This is a genomic window from Nonomuraea sp. NPDC054003, assembly GCF_055585125.1.
In genome coordinates this window covers 549,196-563,754 of record NZ_JBVJKR010000004.1, presented here as the reverse complement: position 1 = coordinate 563,754, position 14,559 = coordinate 549,196, and the positions used below count along the sequence as shown (strand labels likewise).

At 73.3% G+C, this 14,559-nt stretch carries 11 protein-coding genes; 4 read left to right on the top strand and 7 right to left on the bottom strand.

The features are described from left to right. Window positions 1-111: 111 nt before the first annotated feature. The 3 genes from ACZ6YG_RS13210 to ACZ6YG_RS13200 form a co-directional block, all read right to left on the bottom strand. Window positions 112-1,098 (bottom strand): Acg family FMN-binding oxidoreductase, encoded by a 987-nt coding sequence (locus tag ACZ6YG_RS13210; RefSeq protein ID WP_466018094.1) that lies wholly within the window; start codon window positions 1,096-1,098, stop codon window positions 112-114. Between the two features lie 86 nt (window positions 1,099-1,184). Beyond that, window positions 1,185-2,144 carry a cytochrome d ubiquinol oxidase subunit II gene (gene cydB, locus ACZ6YG_RS13205; protein WP_219545818.1) on the bottom strand — a complete coding sequence of 320 codons (960 nt, stop codon included), beginning with the start codon at window positions 2,142-2,144 and terminating at the stop codon, window positions 1,185-1,187. Window positions 2,145-2,154: 10 nt separating this feature from the next. Continuing rightward, on the bottom strand, window positions 2,155-3,528 hold the full coding sequence (locus tag ACZ6YG_RS13200) for a cytochrome ubiquinol oxidase subunit I (protein WP_219545817.1): 1,374 nt from the start codon (window positions 3,526-3,528) through the stop codon (window positions 2,155-2,157). A 183-nt stretch (window positions 3,529-3,711) separates the two neighbouring features. On the opposite strand from ACZ6YG_RS13200, the gene ACZ6YG_RS13195 reads away from it, so the two are divergent. Together ACZ6YG_RS13195 and ACZ6YG_RS13190 are read left to right on the top strand one after the other, a co-directional pair. Then, window positions 3,712-4,674: an Acg family FMN-binding oxidoreductase gene (locus ACZ6YG_RS13195; protein ID WP_364236530.1), complete on the top strand. Its 963-nt coding sequence runs from the start codon at window positions 3,712-3,714 to the stop codon at window positions 4,672-4,674. After that, a complete protein-coding gene (locus ACZ6YG_RS13190; RefSeq protein WP_271278800.1) occupies window positions 4,667-7,273 on the top strand; it encodes a bifunctional acetate--CoA ligase family protein/GNAT family N-acetyltransferase in 2,607 nt (868 codons plus the stop codon). Before ACZ6YG_RS13195 ends, ACZ6YG_RS13190 begins: the two co-directional genes overlap by 8 nt. A gap of 52 nt (window positions 7,274-7,325) precedes the next feature. On the opposite strand, the gene ACZ6YG_RS13185 is transcribed toward ACZ6YG_RS13190, so the two are convergent. Next, window positions 7,326-7,979 carry a CBS domain-containing protein gene (locus tag ACZ6YG_RS13185; RefSeq protein ID WP_148031872.1) on the bottom strand — a complete coding sequence of 218 codons (654 nt, stop codon included), beginning with the start codon at window positions 7,977-7,979 and terminating at the stop codon, window positions 7,326-7,328. A 77-nt stretch (window positions 7,980-8,056) separates the two neighbouring features. Then, window positions 8,057-8,899, bottom strand: coding sequence for a universal stress protein (locus tag ACZ6YG_RS13180; RefSeq protein WP_271280361.1), 843 nt, complete (start codon window positions 8,897-8,899; stop codon window positions 8,057-8,059). Between the two features lie 124 nt (window positions 8,900-9,023). On the opposite strand from ACZ6YG_RS13180, the gene ACZ6YG_RS13175 reads away from it, so the two are divergent. Together ACZ6YG_RS13175 and ACZ6YG_RS13170 are read left to right on the top strand one after the other, a co-directional pair. Continuing rightward, entirely contained in the window at window positions 9,024-9,773 is a 750-nt protein-coding gene (locus ACZ6YG_RS13175) for an HAD family hydrolase (RefSeq protein WP_148031874.1), read from the top strand. Continuing rightward, complete coding sequence (locus tag ACZ6YG_RS13170; RefSeq protein ID WP_466018093.1) at window positions 9,770-12,691, top strand: pyridoxamine 5'-phosphate oxidase family protein; 2,922 nt, start codon at window positions 9,770-9,772, stop codon at window positions 12,689-12,691. The genes ACZ6YG_RS13175 and ACZ6YG_RS13170 overlap by 4 nt, the downstream gene beginning before the upstream one ends. 79 nt (window positions 12,692-12,770) lie before the next feature. Here the strand turns inward: ACZ6YG_RS13170 and ACZ6YG_RS13165 are convergent, their stop codons facing one another. Then, the gene (locus ACZ6YG_RS13165; RefSeq protein WP_271280362.1) at window positions 12,771-13,544 is read right to left on the bottom strand and encodes a DUF6544 family protein; all 774 of its coding nucleotides are present in this window, start codon (window positions 13,542-13,544) and stop codon (window positions 12,771-12,773) included. Further along, window positions 13,541-14,392, bottom strand: a complete 852-nt coding sequence (locus ACZ6YG_RS13160) for a universal stress protein (RefSeq protein WP_148031877.1) — start codon at window positions 14,390-14,392, stop codon at window positions 13,541-13,543. Before ACZ6YG_RS13160 ends, ACZ6YG_RS13165 begins: the two co-directional genes overlap by 4 nt. Window positions 14,393-14,559: the final 167 nt, after the last annotated feature.

Genomic DNA, 14,559 nt, shown 5'->3' with positions numbered 1-14,559 from the left:
GTCGGGCTGGGTCTTTCCCTCACATCCCCATCACACCGTTTCGAACCCTTTCCCAGGCAGTGCCGGACGGCCTCCCGCGTGGTGACCTTGGTCCCCCGCCCGGCGGGCACTTCAGCCCAGCAGGTCCTCGACCGGGCGCCGTACGGCGTCCTTGTCGTCGAAGGTGATGCCCAGCCGCATGATCATCTGCGGGTACTCGCCGGAGCACAGCTCCTCGCGCAGGAACTCGCGCAGATGGCGCATCTCCAGCACCTGCGTGTGGAAGGCGGCGCTGACCCCGTACGCGGAGGCGTGCAGGAGGACGCGCTGCAGCGACTGGCCCGCGGCCAACCAGTCCTCGCGGGTGTCGCCCGGCGTGGTCAGCAGGGCCACGACGCCGGTGCCGGTGGCGCCGGGGTCGCCGGTCTCGCTGCCCCACTGGTGGCGCCAGGAGTAGTCGCGCTGGGCGAAGTGCGGCTGCGTGCGGACCGGATCGCGGGGGTAGGCGCCCGCGGGCACGCCGTCCGTGCGGGTGCTGCCCGGCGGGCGGGCCCAGCGGATCAGCTCCAGGGTGAAGCGCCGGTCCTGCGCCTGCACGCCCTGCGCGGCCTGGGTGAGCGCGGCGACCACGGTGACCGCGTCGGGCGCGACGACGGGGGTGAGCCGGGCGCCCTCCGCGGCGGCGCTCTTGACCAGCGCCTCGACCAGCCGTTCGGGCACCGGCAGGCCGGTGAACCCGGCCCGGTGGGTGCGCCGCCGCTCGATCTCGGCGGCGAGGACCGAGGTGCGCTCGTCGGGGTCGGACTCGGCGCCGACCCGGACCACGGCCAGCAGCGCGGGCCGGTCGGGGTCGGGCATGACCCGCACGTCCGGCTCGTACCCGGCCCGGCGCATCGCGGTCCGCATGGTGAACAGGGCCGCGCCGCAGCTGACGATCATCTCGCGGCCCTCGGCGTCGCCGAAGCGCAGCCGGCGCTCGGCGTCGGCGCGCAGGCTGATCTCCTCACCGGTGACGGCGAAGGTCCACGGCTGGGTGTTGTGCACCGACGGCGCCCAGCGGGCGGCCTCGACCGCGGCTTCCACGGCCGCCTTGGGCGAGCGGCTGGCCGGACGGTTCATGACTCCACCTCCAACTGACGATAACCCAGCGCATCACACCGGGAGGCGGCCGGGCAGGGCCTGAGGTCCCGCCGTTGCGCACCGTCTCACGCCCCGGTCAGCCTGCGGCGGAAGACCCAGTACGTCCAGCCCTGGTAGACGAGCACCACCGGGGTGAAGATGACCGCCACCCAGGTCATCACGGTGAGGGTGTAGGGGCTGGAGGCGGCGTTGGTGATGGTGAGGCTGTTGGCCGGGTCGAGCGCGGGCATCACGTTCGGGAACAGCGCGGTGAACAGGGCCGCCACCAGGGCGGCGATGGCCAGCGCGCTGCCGGTGAACGCCCAGCCGTCCCGGCCGCGCACGGTGGCCAGGAGCGACGCCACGAGCGCGGCGGCGGCCACGCCGGTGATCACCCAGTAGGCCGGCTTGTCGCTGCCGAGCAGCACCAGGAACGCGGCCGCGGCCACGACGGTGAGCGGGCCGAGCACACGGGCGATCCTCCTGGCCCGCTCGCGCAGCTCGCCCGTGGTGCGCAGGGCCAGGAACACGGCGCCGTGCTGGGCGAACAGCAGCAGCGTGGCCAGCCCGCCGAGCAGCGCGAACGGGTTCAGCAGGGTGAACAGGGTGCCGGTGTACTCGTGGTCGGCGTCCAGCGGCACCCCGGCGGCGATGTTGGCGAACGCCACGCCCCACAGCACGGCCGGGCCGAGCGAGCCCCAGAAGAAGGCCCGGTCCCACCCTTTCTGGCTGTCGCTCTTGTTCCGGTACTCCAGCGCCACACCGCGCAGGATCAGCGCCAGCAGGATGAGGAACAGCGGCAGGTAGAAACCGGAGAACAGGGTGGCGTACCACTCCGGGAAGGCGGCGAAGGTGGCGCCGCCGGCCACGAGCAGCCACACCTCGTTGCCGTCCCAGACGGGCCCGATGGTCCGCACGACGGTGCGCCGCTGAGCCTCGCCGCGGGCCACGAACGGCATCAGGATGCCGACCCCGAAGTCGAAGCCCTCCAGGACGAAGTAGCCCGTCCACAGAACGGCGATGAGCAGGAACCAGAACGTTTCCATGGGGTGATCCTCAGTAGCTCAGGGCGGGGGCCGCGGGCTCGGCTTCCGGCTGTTCCTCGGCGCCGAGCTTGATGTACTTGACCAGCAGCCGGACCTCGATGACGGCGAGGACCGCGTACACCAGGGTGAAGCCGACCAGCGTGATGGCGACGGAGGTGACGTCGACGCCGGGCGAGACGGCGGCGGCGGTGCGCATGAGGCCGAACACCGTCCACGGCTGGCGGCCCATCTCGGTGAAGATCCAGCCCATGGTGTTGGCCAGGAACGGCAGCCCGATGCCGAGGACGGCCAGCCGGTACAACCACGGCCGTTCGGGCAGCCGTCCCTTCCTGGTCAGCCAGAGCCCGAGCAGGGCGAGCCCGGCGGCCAGCATGCCGAACCCGATCATGAGCCTGAAGGACCAGTACGCGATCCCGACCGCGGGCACGTAGTCGCCGGGCCCGTACATGGCCTCGTAGCGCTTCTGGATGTCGTTGATGCCCTCGACCTCGCCGTCGGGGGTGTTGGTGGCCAGGATGCTCAGCCCGTACGGGATCTGCAGGTTGACGTGGTTGCGGCCGTTCTCCACGTCGCCGACGGCGAACAGGGAGAAGCCGGCTGCCTTCTCGTCCTCCCACAGCGCCTCGGCGGCGGCCATCTTCATCGGCTGCTGCTCGGTCATCAGCTGGGCCTGCCAGTGTCCGGTGAAGGACACGCCGGCGGCCGAGACCAGGGCGACGGCCATCCCCAGGCGCATGGCCGGACGGAACAGGGAGGTCTCCCTCTTGCGCAGCAGGAACCAGGCGCTGACGCCGAGCACGAACGCGGCGGCGGTGAGGAACGCGCCGAAGATCACGTGCGGGAACGTCACCAGCGTGGTCGGGTTGGTGAGCACAGCCCAGATGTCGGTGAGCTCGGCGCGGCCGTTGTTGATCGTGTAGCCGACCGGGTGCTGCATCCAGGAGTTGGCCGCCAGGATGAAGTAGGCGGAGATGTTGGTGCCGATGGCGGCCGTCCAGATCGTGGCCAGGTGGACCTTCGGCGGCAGTTTGTCCCAGCCGAAGATCCACAGCCCGAGGAAGGTCGACTCCAGGAAGAACGCCATGAGCCCTTCCATCGCCAGCGGCGCCCCGAAGACGTCCCCGACAAACCTGGAGTAGTCACTCCAGTTCATGCCGAACTGGAACTCCTGCACGATGCCGGTGACCACGCCCATGGCGAAGTTGATCAGAAAGAGGCGCCCGAAGAACTTGGTGAGGCGCAGGTACTCCGGCTTCTTCGTGCGGTACCACGCGGTCTGCCATCCCGCCACGAGGATCGACAGACCGATGGTGAGCGGCACGAACAGGAAGTGGTAGACGGTCGTGATGCCGAACTGCCACCGGGAGAGATCGAGCACATCCATGCGGGCCAGCATCGCGGCAGGTCAGAGGCGCTGTGTAGGGTCCGCCGGCCTCGCCCGCGAGGACCTTCGGCCAGGCCGAACGGCCCTCGCCCGGGGCAGGGACTTTGGACACCCGCGCGAAGGTCCTCCGGCTCTGCCTGACGGCACGGGGGCTCCGCCAGATTCGGAGGCAGGAGGTGCGTCATGTCCCCTACCCTCGTCAGCGCCGACCTCGGCGTCCGGCGGCTGCTCTTCGCGGCCGGTCAGGCGCCTTCGGTCTACAACACCCAGCCGTGGCGCTTCCACGTCGTGCCCGGCCGGCGCATCGAGCTGCTGGCCGACCCCGACCGCAGGCTGCGGGTCGCCGACCCGCGCGGCCGTTCCATGATGGTGAGCTGCGGGGCCGCGCTGTTCAACCTGCGGCTGGCGGTGCGTTACGTGGGCCGCCGTCCCATCGTGTGGCTGCTGCCGGATCCGGAGGAGCACCCGCTGCTCATGGCCGCCGTGCGCACCGCCGACGGCCGCCCGGTCCGGGGCGAGAACCGCGAGCTGTACGAGCTGATCCCGGTGCGCCGCACCAGCCGTGAGCCGTTCTCGGACCGGCCGGTGCCGCCGTCGGTGCTCGGCGACCTGCGCATCGCCGCCTCACGCGAGGGCGCGAGCCTGGTGCCGCTGGACGCCGAGGGCGTGGCCGAGATGCTGGACCACGTGGCGCTGGCCGAGGACGAGCTGTCCCGCGACCACGACTATCAGGCGGAGCTGGCGGCGTGGACCATGCCGGGTGCCCGCTTCGACGGGGTGCCCGCCTATGCGCACGGCCCGCGCCCGGCCAGGGACCCGGCGCCGGTGCGCGACTTCGGCCGGCACGAGCGGGACGCGCGGTTCGAGGAGCACCCGCAGCTGGTGGTGCTGACCACGCAGGGCGACCGGCCGATCGACTGGCTGCGCGCCGGGCAGGCACTGCAGCGGGTGCTGCTGACCGCGACCAGGCACGGGCTGTCCGCCTCGTTCCTGAACCAGCCGCTCGACCTGCGCGACATGCGCCGGCGCAGGGACCCGCACCACCGTCGGGGCCACGCCCAGATGATCATTAGGCTGGGTTACGGACCTCAGGTGCCGGGTAGCCCGCGCCGCCCAGCAAGCGAACTGGAGAGGCAAGATGCTTGACGGATACGACGTCCTGCTCCGCGACGGCGGCATCGCCCACCTGCGCCGGCTGCGCCCCGGCGACCGGGAGGCGCTGCACGAGCTGGTGGACCGCTCGTCCGAGCGCTCGGCGTACCTGCGTTTCTTCACCGGGGGCCGGGCCACCGCGCACGCCTACATGGACCGCGTCACCGGCCCGGAATGGGCCGGGCACGCGCTGGTGGCGACCGTCCGGGATCGGCTGGTCGCGGTCGCCGAGTACATCCCGGCCGGTGACGGCAGCGCCGACCTGGCGATCCTGCTGGACGACGCGGTGCACGGCAACGGCCTCGGCACGCTCATGCTGGAGCACCTGGCGGTCAACGCCGCCGCCAACGGGGTGCGCACGCTCGTCGCCGACGTGCTGGCCGAGAACCGCCCGATGATCAACGTGCTGCGCGACCTGGGGCTCGACACCACCCACGAGTTCGCCGGCGGCAGCCTGCACATGGTGGTCGACGCGCGCGTCACGCCGCGGCTGCGGGCCGAGATCGAGGCCCGCGACCACGCGGCGGAGCGCGCCTCGCTGGACCGGGTGCTGCGGCCGCGCTCCGTCGCGGTGATCGGCGCCTCCCGCGACCCGTCGTCCGTCGGGCACACGGCGCTGCGCAACCTCGTCGACGGCGGCTTCGCCGGCCCCGTCTACCCGGTCAACCCGAGCGCCGGCGAGATCGCCGGCCTGACCGCCTACCCGAGCGTGCTGGACGCGCCGGGCCCCGTCGACCTGGCCATCGTGGCGGTGCCCGCCCAGCACGTGCTGCGCGTGACCCGCGACTGCGCCGAGGCGGGGGTGGCCGGGCTCATCGTGCTGACCTCCGGGTTCGCCGAGGCGGGTCGGCCGGGCGCCGAGGTGGAGATCCTGCGCGTGTGCCGGGGCGCCGGCATCCGGCTGATCGGCCCGAACTGCCTGGGCGTGGTCAACAGCCACGCCCGGCTCAACGCCAGCTTCCTGCCCGTCACCCCGACCGAGGGCCGGGTCGGGCTGGTGTCGCAGTCGGGCGCGGTGGCGGCCGCGCTGCTGGAGCGGCTGGACGTGTCCATGTTCGTGTCCGTCGGCAACAAGGCCGACGTGAGCGGCAACGACCTGCTGGAGTACTGGGAGGACGACCCGGACACCGACGTCGTCGCGCTGTACCTGGAGTCGTTCGGCAACCCGCGCAAGTTCGCCCGCATCGCCGGGCGGGTCGGCCGCAAGAAGCCGATCCTGCTGGTCAAGAGCGGCCGCACGGGCGCCGGCGACCGGGCGGTCCGCTCCCACACGGCGGCCGCCGCCACCCCGGACGTGGCCGTGGACGCGCTGGTGCGCGCCTCCGGCGTGATCCGGCTCGACAGCGTGCACGAGCTGATCGACACCGCCCGGCTGCTGTCCACGCAGCCGCTGCCCGCCGGGCGGCGGGTGGCCATCGTCGGCAACTCCGGCGGGCCGGAGGCGATGGCCGCCGACGCGTGCGAGGCGGCCGGGCTGTCGGTGCCGGAGCTGCCGGCCGGGCTGATCGAGGCGCGTGGCAACGCCGCCGTCGGCAACCCCGTCGACCTCACCGCCGACGCGAGCGCGGCGGAGCTCGGCGCGGCCATCGAGGCGGCCGCGGGCTCGGACGCGGTGGACGCGGTCCTCGTGGTCTACACGCCGCCGTTCGGCTCCGGGCTGGAGAAGACGCGCGAGGCCATCGCGGCCGCCGCGGCCGGCTCCGCCAAGCCCGTGCTGGCCTGCGTGGTCGGTCACGACGGCGTCATCGACGGCAGGGTGCCCAGCTACGCCTTCCCCGAGCAGGCCATCAAGGCGCTGACCCAGGCCGCGCGGTACGCCGAGTGGCGCGAGCGCCCCCTGCCCGAGCACGAGGAGCCGCCCGCCGCCGACGTGGAGTCCGCCGAGGAGATCGTACGGGCGCATCTGCACGAGAACCCCGACGGCGGGTGGCTCTCCCCCGCCGCGGCCAACCGGCTGCTCGCCTGCTACGGCGTCGACGTGGCCGAGGCGGTGCCGGTGCACGACGCCGACGCCGCGGCCGAGGCCGCCGGCCGCGTCGGGCTGCCCGCGGTGCTCAAGGTGACGGGGCCGGTGCACAAGAGCGACGTCGGCGGCGTCCGGCTGGGCCTGAAGACGGCCGCGGACGTACGCGACGCCTACCAGGACATGTCCGCCCGGATCGGGGCGGAGATGACCGGCGCGATCGTGCAGCGGATGCTCCCCGCCGGGGTGGAGATCATCGTCGGCGGGGTCAACTATCCGACGTTCGGGCCGCTGGTCATGGTCGGGATGGGCGGCGTGACGGCCGACCTGCTGGCCGACCGCGCGTTCCGGGTGCCGCCGGTGGGCGCGGCCGCGGCCAGGGAGCTGATCGGGGAGCTGCGGTGCGCGCCGCTGCTGTACGGCTACCGCGGCTCCCCGCCGGCCGACGTGGAGGCGCTGTCGGGGCAGATCGCCCGGATCAGCCGCCTGCTGGAGGACCTGCCCCAGGTCGCCGAGCTGGACCTGAACCCGGTCATCGTGACGCCGGACGACGCGGCGGCGGTGGACGTCCGGATCCGGGTCGCTCCGGCCCAGGCGCCGCCGTCGCCACTGCTGCGCCGCATGCGCTGACACCCAAGAAGGGGGGCCGCCCGGCCGGGCGGCCCCCCTTCCGCGTTCTCTCTCACATCAGCGGCGGGACGGCCATCAGGTCTCCCTTGTCGTGTTCGAGCTCGGAGACGACGTCCACGACGCCCTCCACGGCCCGGACGGCCGCCACGAGCGCGACGGCCTCGGAGGTCCACCGCACCCGGCCGCCGAGGGTGACGACGCCCTGCTCGACGCGGACGGTGAAGTCGCCCTCCGGCAGCCGGGCGCGTACGTCGGCCTCGACGTCGGCGGCCGGGCGGGTGAAGACCCGCAGCACGTCGCGCTGGTGCAGGGTGCCGGCGATGCGGCCGGTGACCGGGTCGATCACCGGCACCTGCTTGATGCGCCGGTCGTGCATGACCCGGGCGGCGTCCCTGACGGTCATGCCGGGGGTGACGGTGATGGCCGGGGAGGTCATCAGCTGGCGGGCCCTGACCCCGGCGGCCTTCTGGTGCTCCAGCCGCTGCCGCGGGCCCTCGAAGATGGACACGCTGTGCCGTACCGGGTCGATCTCCTTGAGCAGCAGGTCATCCTCCGACACCACGCCGACGGGGCGGCGGTCGGCGTCGATGACGGTGACGGCGCCCACGGCGTAGCGTTTCATGGCGCCGATGATGTCGCTGAAGGACGCGTCCTCGAGCACCGCGATGGCGACCCGCCCCATGACGTCCCTGACGTGAATGGTCATGATGCCTCTCCTTCCCCTTCCACGATCGGCCATGGGGCCGGCCACCGGCAGCGGCGAAGGTCCCATCCCGCCGGGACCTAGGACCGGACCACCGCGACGGGGCAGCGGGCCTGGTGCAGCACGCCCCGGCTGACGGAGCCGAGCAGCGCCGAGGCCACCGCGCCGCGGCCGTGCGAGCCGACGACGACCAGGTCCGCACCGGCGGAGGCGTCGGCGAGCTCCTCGACCGGCCGCCCCGACCGCACGTCCTCGACGACGTCCACCTGCGGGTACTTCTCCCTGAACGCCGCCAGCCGGTCGCTGACGGCCTGCCGCCTGGCCTCGCCGATCTCGTCCAGGTCGTACGAGACCTCGGGCGCGAAGGCGTGCACCGGGAGCTGCCAGGCGTGCAAAGCGCGCAGCCGGGCGCCCCGGAGCCTGGCCTGCTCGAAGGCGTAGCCGAGCGCCGCTTCGCACTCGTGCGAGTCGTCCACCCCGACCACGACCTCCCCGCGCGGCGCGAACCGCTCGCCGCGCACGACCACCACGGGCCGGTGCGCGTGCCCGGCGACGTGCGTGCTGACGGAGCCGAGCAGCGCGCCGGACAGGCCGCCCAGCCCGCGGCTGCCGACGACGATCTCGACCGCCGACCCGTCAAGTTCGCGCAGCACCCCGGCGGGCGACCCCTCGACGGTCTCGGCGGTCACCTCGACGGTCGGCTGGCGCTCGTGCACCAGCGCCACCGCCTCGGCCAGCGCCTTCTGCCCGGCCTTCTGCAGCGTGTCGGGCGCGACGCCGGCGGGGAACCTGGTGATCTGGTACGGGGCGCGGTCGACGGCGTACACGACCCGGAGCGGCTCGCGCATCCGGAACGCGTCGCCGGCCGCCCACTCCACAGCGGCCCGCGAGGTCACGGAGCCGTCGACACCTACAACGATCATGATGTGCCTCCTCGTGTCTCTTTCATGACACCGCGTGCCGGGCCTCCCCGGCAGGGCCGGAGGTCACATCAGGGCGAGGCGAACGGCCATGGATGTCCTGCCTGCTCGGGGGTAGCGTCTTGCCATGGCCGCGATCGATCTCAACACGCTGCGCGCCGTGGTCTTCGACACCGACGGCGTGGTCACCGACACCGCGAGAGTGCACGCCGCCGCGTGGAAGCACGTCTTCGACCGCTTCCTCCGCGGCCGTTCCGCGCCGTTCGACATCCGCGACGACTATCTGCGCTACGTCGACGGGCGACCACGCCTGGACGGCGTGCGCACCTTCCTGGCCTCGCGCGGCATCACGCTTCCGGAGGGCGGCCCTGAGGACGAGCCGGGCGCCCCGACCGTGCACGGGCTGGGCATGGCCAAGGACGAGCTGTTCGTACGGCAGATCGCCGAGCACGGCGTGGCCGCCTTCCCGTCCACCGTGGCGCTGCTGCACGAGCTGCGCAACCGGGGCTGCCGCACGGCGGTGGTCTCGGCGAGCCGGCACTGCCGGGCGGTCATCTCGTCCTCGGGCCTGCTCCACCTGTTCGACGTGCTGGTCGACGGCAACGACGCGGCCCGGCTGGGCTTTCCCGGCAAGCCGGACCCGGCGCTGTTCCGGGAGGCCGCGCACCGGCTCGGGCTGCCCGCCGCCGAGGTGGCGATCGTGGAGGACGCGCTGCCGGGCGTGGAGGCCGGCCGCAGGGGCGGCTTCGAGCTGGTGGTGGCCGTCGACCGGGCCAAGGCGCAGGCGGAGGCGATGATCCGGGCGGGCGCGGACGTCGTCGTGCACGACCTGGCCGAGGTGACCGTGGCCGGGCGCGTGCCGGTGGGCCGCCGATGACGCCGTGGATCCTGGCCTACGAGGGCTTCGACCCGGACGGTGAAAGACTGCGCGAGGCGCTGTGCACGCTCGGCAACGGGCGGTTCGCCACCCGCGGCGCCACCCCCGACGGCCTGCGCCGCACGCCCGGCACGTACGCGGCCGGCGTCTACAACCGGCTCACCTCCCCCGTCGCCGGGAAGACCGTGACCAACGAGGACCTGGTCAACCTGCCCGACTGGCTGCCGCTGACGTTCGCCACCCCGGGCTGCGACTACTTCCACCCGGAGGACTCCGACCTGCTGGAGTACCACCACGCGCTCGACATGCACGCCGGTGTCCTGACGCGCGACCTGCGCTGGCGCGACCCGCAGGGCCGGATCACCCGGGTGCGGCAGCGGCGCGTCGTGTCGATGGCCGACAGCGCGCTCGCGGCGCTGGAGACCACGTTCACGGCGGAGAACTGGTCGGGCCCGCTGCGGGTCCTGTCCGCCGTCGACGGCGACGTCCGCAACGACGGCGTGGCCCGCTATCGCGACCTGCGCGGCGACCACCTGACCGGGCACGCGACCGGCGTCGAGGACGACCTGGGCTGGCTGACCGTCACCACCCGCGGTTCGGGCGTCACGGTCGCGCTGGCCGCCCGGGTGGACGCGCCCGCGAGGCAGGAGCTCACCGCGGAGCCGGCCCGGGTGACCTCCTGCCACGTGCTCGACCTGGTCGAGGGCGAGACGGCCGCCGTGACGAAGGTGGTGGCGCTGCTGACCTCGCGCGACCCCGCCATCCACGACCCCCGCTCGGCCGCGGTCCGGCGGGCCCGGCTGGCGCCCCGCTTCGACGAGCTGCTGGCCCGCCACACCACCGCCTGGGACCGCCTGTGGGACCGCGCCCGCATGGACGTCACCGAGCCGGAGATCGCCCAGGCCATCCACCTGCACGTGTTCCACGTGCTGCAGACGATGTCGCCGCACACCGCCGACCTCGACGCCGGGGTGCCCGCGCGCGGCCTGCACGGCGAGGCGTACCGGGGGCACGTCTTCTGGGACGAGCTGTTCGTCCTGCCGTGGCTCAACCTGCGCTTCCCCGACGTCTCCCGCGGCGCGCTGCGCTACCGGTGGCGGCGGCTGGACGAGGCGCGCGCGGCCGCCCGCGCCGAGGGGTACGACGGCGCCATGTTCCCCTGGCAGAGCGGCAGCGACGGGCGCGAGGAGACCCAGACGCTGCACCTCAACCCCGAGTCGGGCCGCTGGCTGCCCGACGCCTCCCATCTGCAGCGGCACGTCGGCCTGGCCATCGCCTACAACGTGTGGCAGTACCACCTGGTCACCGGCTCGATGCCGGACTGGTGCGCCGAGCTGTTCATCGAGATCGCCCGGTTCTTCGCCTCGCTCGCCGTGCTCGACCCCGCCTCCGGCCGGTACGAGATCCGCGGCGTGATGGGCCCCGACGAGTACCAGACGGGCTATCCGGACGCCGGCTCCCCCGGGCTGGACAACAACGCCTACACCAACGTCATGACGGTGTGGCTGCTCCTGCGGGCGCTGGAGATCGCCCCCTCGGTGCCGGCCGTGGGCTCCCGGGAGCCGGCCCGCTGGGCCGACATCACCCGCCGCATGCGGGTCGACTTCCACGACGGGGTGATCAGCCAGTTCACCGGCTACGCCGACCTGCCCGAGCTCGACTGGGAACGCCACCGCGGGGTGCGCCGCCTGGACCGGGCGCTGGAGGCCGAGGGCGACGACGTCAACCGCTACAAGGCGGCCAAGCAGGCCGACACGCTGATGCTGTTCTACCTGCTGAGCGGTGACGAGCTGCTCGGCATCCTGGACCGGCTCGGCTATCCGGCCGATCCCGGCCTGATCCGGCGCACGGTCGCCTACTACCTGGAGCGGACCAGCCACGGCTCCACGCTCAGCGCGCTGGTGCACGCGTGGGTGCTGGCCTCGACCGACCGGGCCACGTCGTGGAACCTGCTCGTCGAGGCGCTGATGAGCGACATCAAGGACGTGCAGGGCGGCACGACCGAGGAGGGCATCCACCTCGGCGCGATGGCCGGTACGCTCGATCTGTTGCAGCGGTGCTATCTGGGGCTGGAGGTGCGTGACGACGGGCTGCGTCTCGACCCGCTCCTGCCCGACCGGCTCGGCACGTTGTCCCTGCCCATCCTGGTGCGCGGCACACGGTTCGAGATCGAGGCCCGCGACGGCATGGTGCGGGTCAACGGCGAGACGGCCGGCCGCGGCACCGGCCGCACCTTCACCTTCGACCAAGGGGGAACGATCATGGCAGGCACCGGCGACCTCGGACGCCGCATCGCGCATCACCGCGAGCGCCTCGGGCTGACTCGCGAACAGATCGCCGAGCGGGCGAAGGTGTCCGCCGGCTACCTGGAGTATCTGGAGGAGACCCCGGCAAGCCCGACGTCCGAGACCATCCACCGGCTGGCTGAGGCCCTCGGCACCACGGCCGACGACCTGCTGGGCGGCGGCCGTGAACGGCCTCCCGGCCGTGGCCCGGCGGCGGCGTCCCCCTCGCTGGAGAAGCTGGACCGCGAGGAGTGCCTGCGGCTGATCGCGCCGGGCGGCATCGGCCGGGTGGCGTTCAACGGCTCCCACGGCCCGACGGTCCTGCCCGTCAACTACAAGCTCCACCAGGGCGCGATCATCTTCCGCACCTCCTACGGCGGGGCGATGGACCGCGACCTGCGCACCGGCATGGAAGGCGTGGAGATCGTCGTCGGCTTCGAGATCGACCAGATCGACGAGGCGCAGCGCGAGGGCTGGAGCGTGCTGGTCCAGGGGCCGTTCCACCATGTCCCCGAGGAGGAGGTGGCCGAGGTGATCGGCGCGGACGTGACCCCGTGGGCGGGCGGCGAGCGCCTGCTCTACATCCGCATCATCCCGCAGCAGATCACCGGCCGCCGGATCCACGGCCTGTGAACGACAAGGACGTCCTGCGCCGCTACCTGCGGGAGACGCGCGAGGCTGCCCGAGCCGCCGGCCGGGCGGCCGGGGGCGGCTAACGGTAGACGGCGTCCTCGACGGTGAAGCGGATGAACTCGCCTTCGGCCCGCCGCTCGGTGCCCGGCCACCAGCCGCCGCGCAGCCACACCGGGATGGTGAACCCGTCGAAGGTGGCCTCCCGCCCGCATTCCACCCCGAACGGGTGCCGGCGGTAGCCGCCGCCGTCCGGGTCGCCCCAGCGCGAGACGGTGACGCCGGCCAACCGGCCGTCGTCGTCCACGGCCAGCCTGACGTCGAAGTCCTCGTCGCCGACCGGCATGCTCGCGACGGCCTCGTACCTGTCGACGTGCTTCCAGCGGACGCGCGGGTCCAGCGCGGCGGCGGGGACCAGCACGAACTCGCTCGCCAGCCGCCCCGCGGCGCTGCGGCTGATGTCGTGGTCGGAGCCGGACATCACGGGCAGCGCGTCCAGCATCCGCCAGCGCATCTCCCCCACGCCGCCGTGGTAGCGGTCGAAGCCGTGCACCGGTAGCAGCCCCACCCACGCGGTGGCAGCCCAGACGAAGCCCTCCATCGGCTCCAGCGCCTGGGTGGCGTGGAAGCGCCGCCAGGTGCCGAGCTTGATCTCGCCGCGCGAGCGCAGCACGACCGAGCGCAGCAGCGGGGTGCCCGGGGCGATGGCGTGCAGCACCCAGCGCCGCGCCGCGTCGGGCAGCGGGTCCGCCTGTTCCGGGTCGAACCGCGGCGCCCCGACGGTCACGGCCTGCAGGGTGTCCCAGTCTCGCCTGGCCTGGGCGCTCAGGTGCGGCGGCGAGACGATGACGGTCATGAGCGGGCTTCGCGGGGACGTACCACCGCGACGGGGCAGTGGGCGTGGTGCAGCACCCCGTGGCTGACGGAGCCGAGCATCGTGGAGGTGAACCCGCTCATCCCGCGCGTGCCCACCACGACCAGGTCGGCCGTACGGGACGCGGCGGCCAGCGCGGGCACCGGGTGTTTGGAGACCACGGTCTGCACGGACCGCACCCTCGGGTACTTGTCCAGCCAGGGCCGCAGCCGCTGCGGGATCTCGTCCTCGATGCCGGGCGGCGGCACCGGCCCGAACCCGGCCGGGTGCGGGTAGGAGACCGGCTGGTGCTTGGCGTGGAGGACGCGCAGCCTCGCCCCGCGTGCCTGGGCCTGTTCCATCGCGTACTCGACGGCGCACTCGGCGTCCACGGAGCCGTCGTAGCCGACCACCACCTCGTCATGGGAGACGCGGTAGTGACCTCTGACGACGACGACGGGACCGTGCGCCTGGTTGGCCAGGCCGAGCCCCGTCGAGCCGAGCACCAGCCCGGCGAACCCGCCGAGTCCGCGGCTGCCGATGACCACGGTGTCGGCGGTCTCGGTCTCGGTCCGCAGCCGCTCCACGACCGCGCCGGTCACCATCGCGGTGCTCACCTCCAGGTCGCGCGCCCGCTCGCGGGCGCGCGCCGCCGAGCGTTCCAGCAGCCGCTCGACCTGCACGGTCAGCGAATCGTACCCCTCGGACGTCACCCACTCGCCGGCCCACGGCTCGCGCACGTACACCACGCGCAGCGCCAGCCCGCGCCGCCCGGCGTCCGCCGCCGCCCAGTCCAGCGCCAGGGCAGCGCTGTCGGATCCGTCCACGCCCGCGACGACGTGTCTGCCCATGTCCAGCCTCCTCGAGTACGGGAGCGCGGGTGAGCACCCGTGCCTCCTCCCGCCCGCTTCCCGCCGGGGTGTCCGCTTCCATGCTCACCCGACGGCAGCTACCCGGGCAGGGCCGCACGTCACCCCGCCGCCAGGACCTTCGACCTTCAACCGGGCAAACGTTTCAC

Excerpts from the sequence above, each read along its gene's own strand:
- ACZ6YG_RS13210 (WP_466018094.1), bottom strand. The coding sequence starts at position 1,098 with ATGAACCGTCCGGCCAGCCGCTCGCCCAAGGCGGCCGTGGAAGCCGCG.
- cydB (WP_219545818.1), bottom strand. The coding sequence starts at position 2,144 with ATGGAAACGTTCTGGTTCCTGCTCATCGCCGTTCTGTGGACGGGCTAC.
- ACZ6YG_RS13200 (WP_219545817.1), bottom strand. The coding sequence starts at position 3,528 with ATGGATGTGCTCGATCTCTCCCGGTGGCAGTTCGGCATCACGACCGTC.
- ACZ6YG_RS13195 (WP_364236530.1), top strand. The coding sequence starts at position 3,712 with ATGTCCCCTACCCTCGTCAGCGCCGACCTCGGCGTCCGGCGGCTGCTC.
- ACZ6YG_RS13190 (WP_271278800.1), top strand. The coding sequence starts at position 4,667 with ATGCTTGACGGATACGACGTCCTGCTCCGCGACGGCGGCATCGCCCAC.
- ACZ6YG_RS13185 (WP_148031872.1), bottom strand. The coding sequence starts at position 7,979 with ATGACCATTCACGTCAGGGACGTCATGGGGCGGGTCGCCATCGCGGTG.
- ACZ6YG_RS13180 (WP_271280361.1), bottom strand. The coding sequence starts at position 8,899 with ATGATCGTTGTAGGTGTCGACGGCTCCGTGACCTCGCGGGCCGCTGTG.
- ACZ6YG_RS13175 (WP_148031874.1), top strand. The coding sequence starts at position 9,024 with ATGGCCGCGATCGATCTCAACACGCTGCGCGCCGTGGTCTTCGACACC.
- ACZ6YG_RS13170 (WP_466018093.1), top strand. The coding sequence starts at position 9,770 with ATGACGCCGTGGATCCTGGCCTACGAGGGCTTCGACCCGGACGGTGAA.
- ACZ6YG_RS13165 (WP_271280362.1), bottom strand. The coding sequence starts at position 13,544 with ATGACCGTCATCGTCTCGCCGCCGCACCTGAGCGCCCAGGCCAGGCGA.
- ACZ6YG_RS13160 (WP_148031877.1), bottom strand. The coding sequence starts at position 14,392 with ATGGGCAGACACGTCGTCGCGGGCGTGGACGGATCCGACAGCGCTGCC.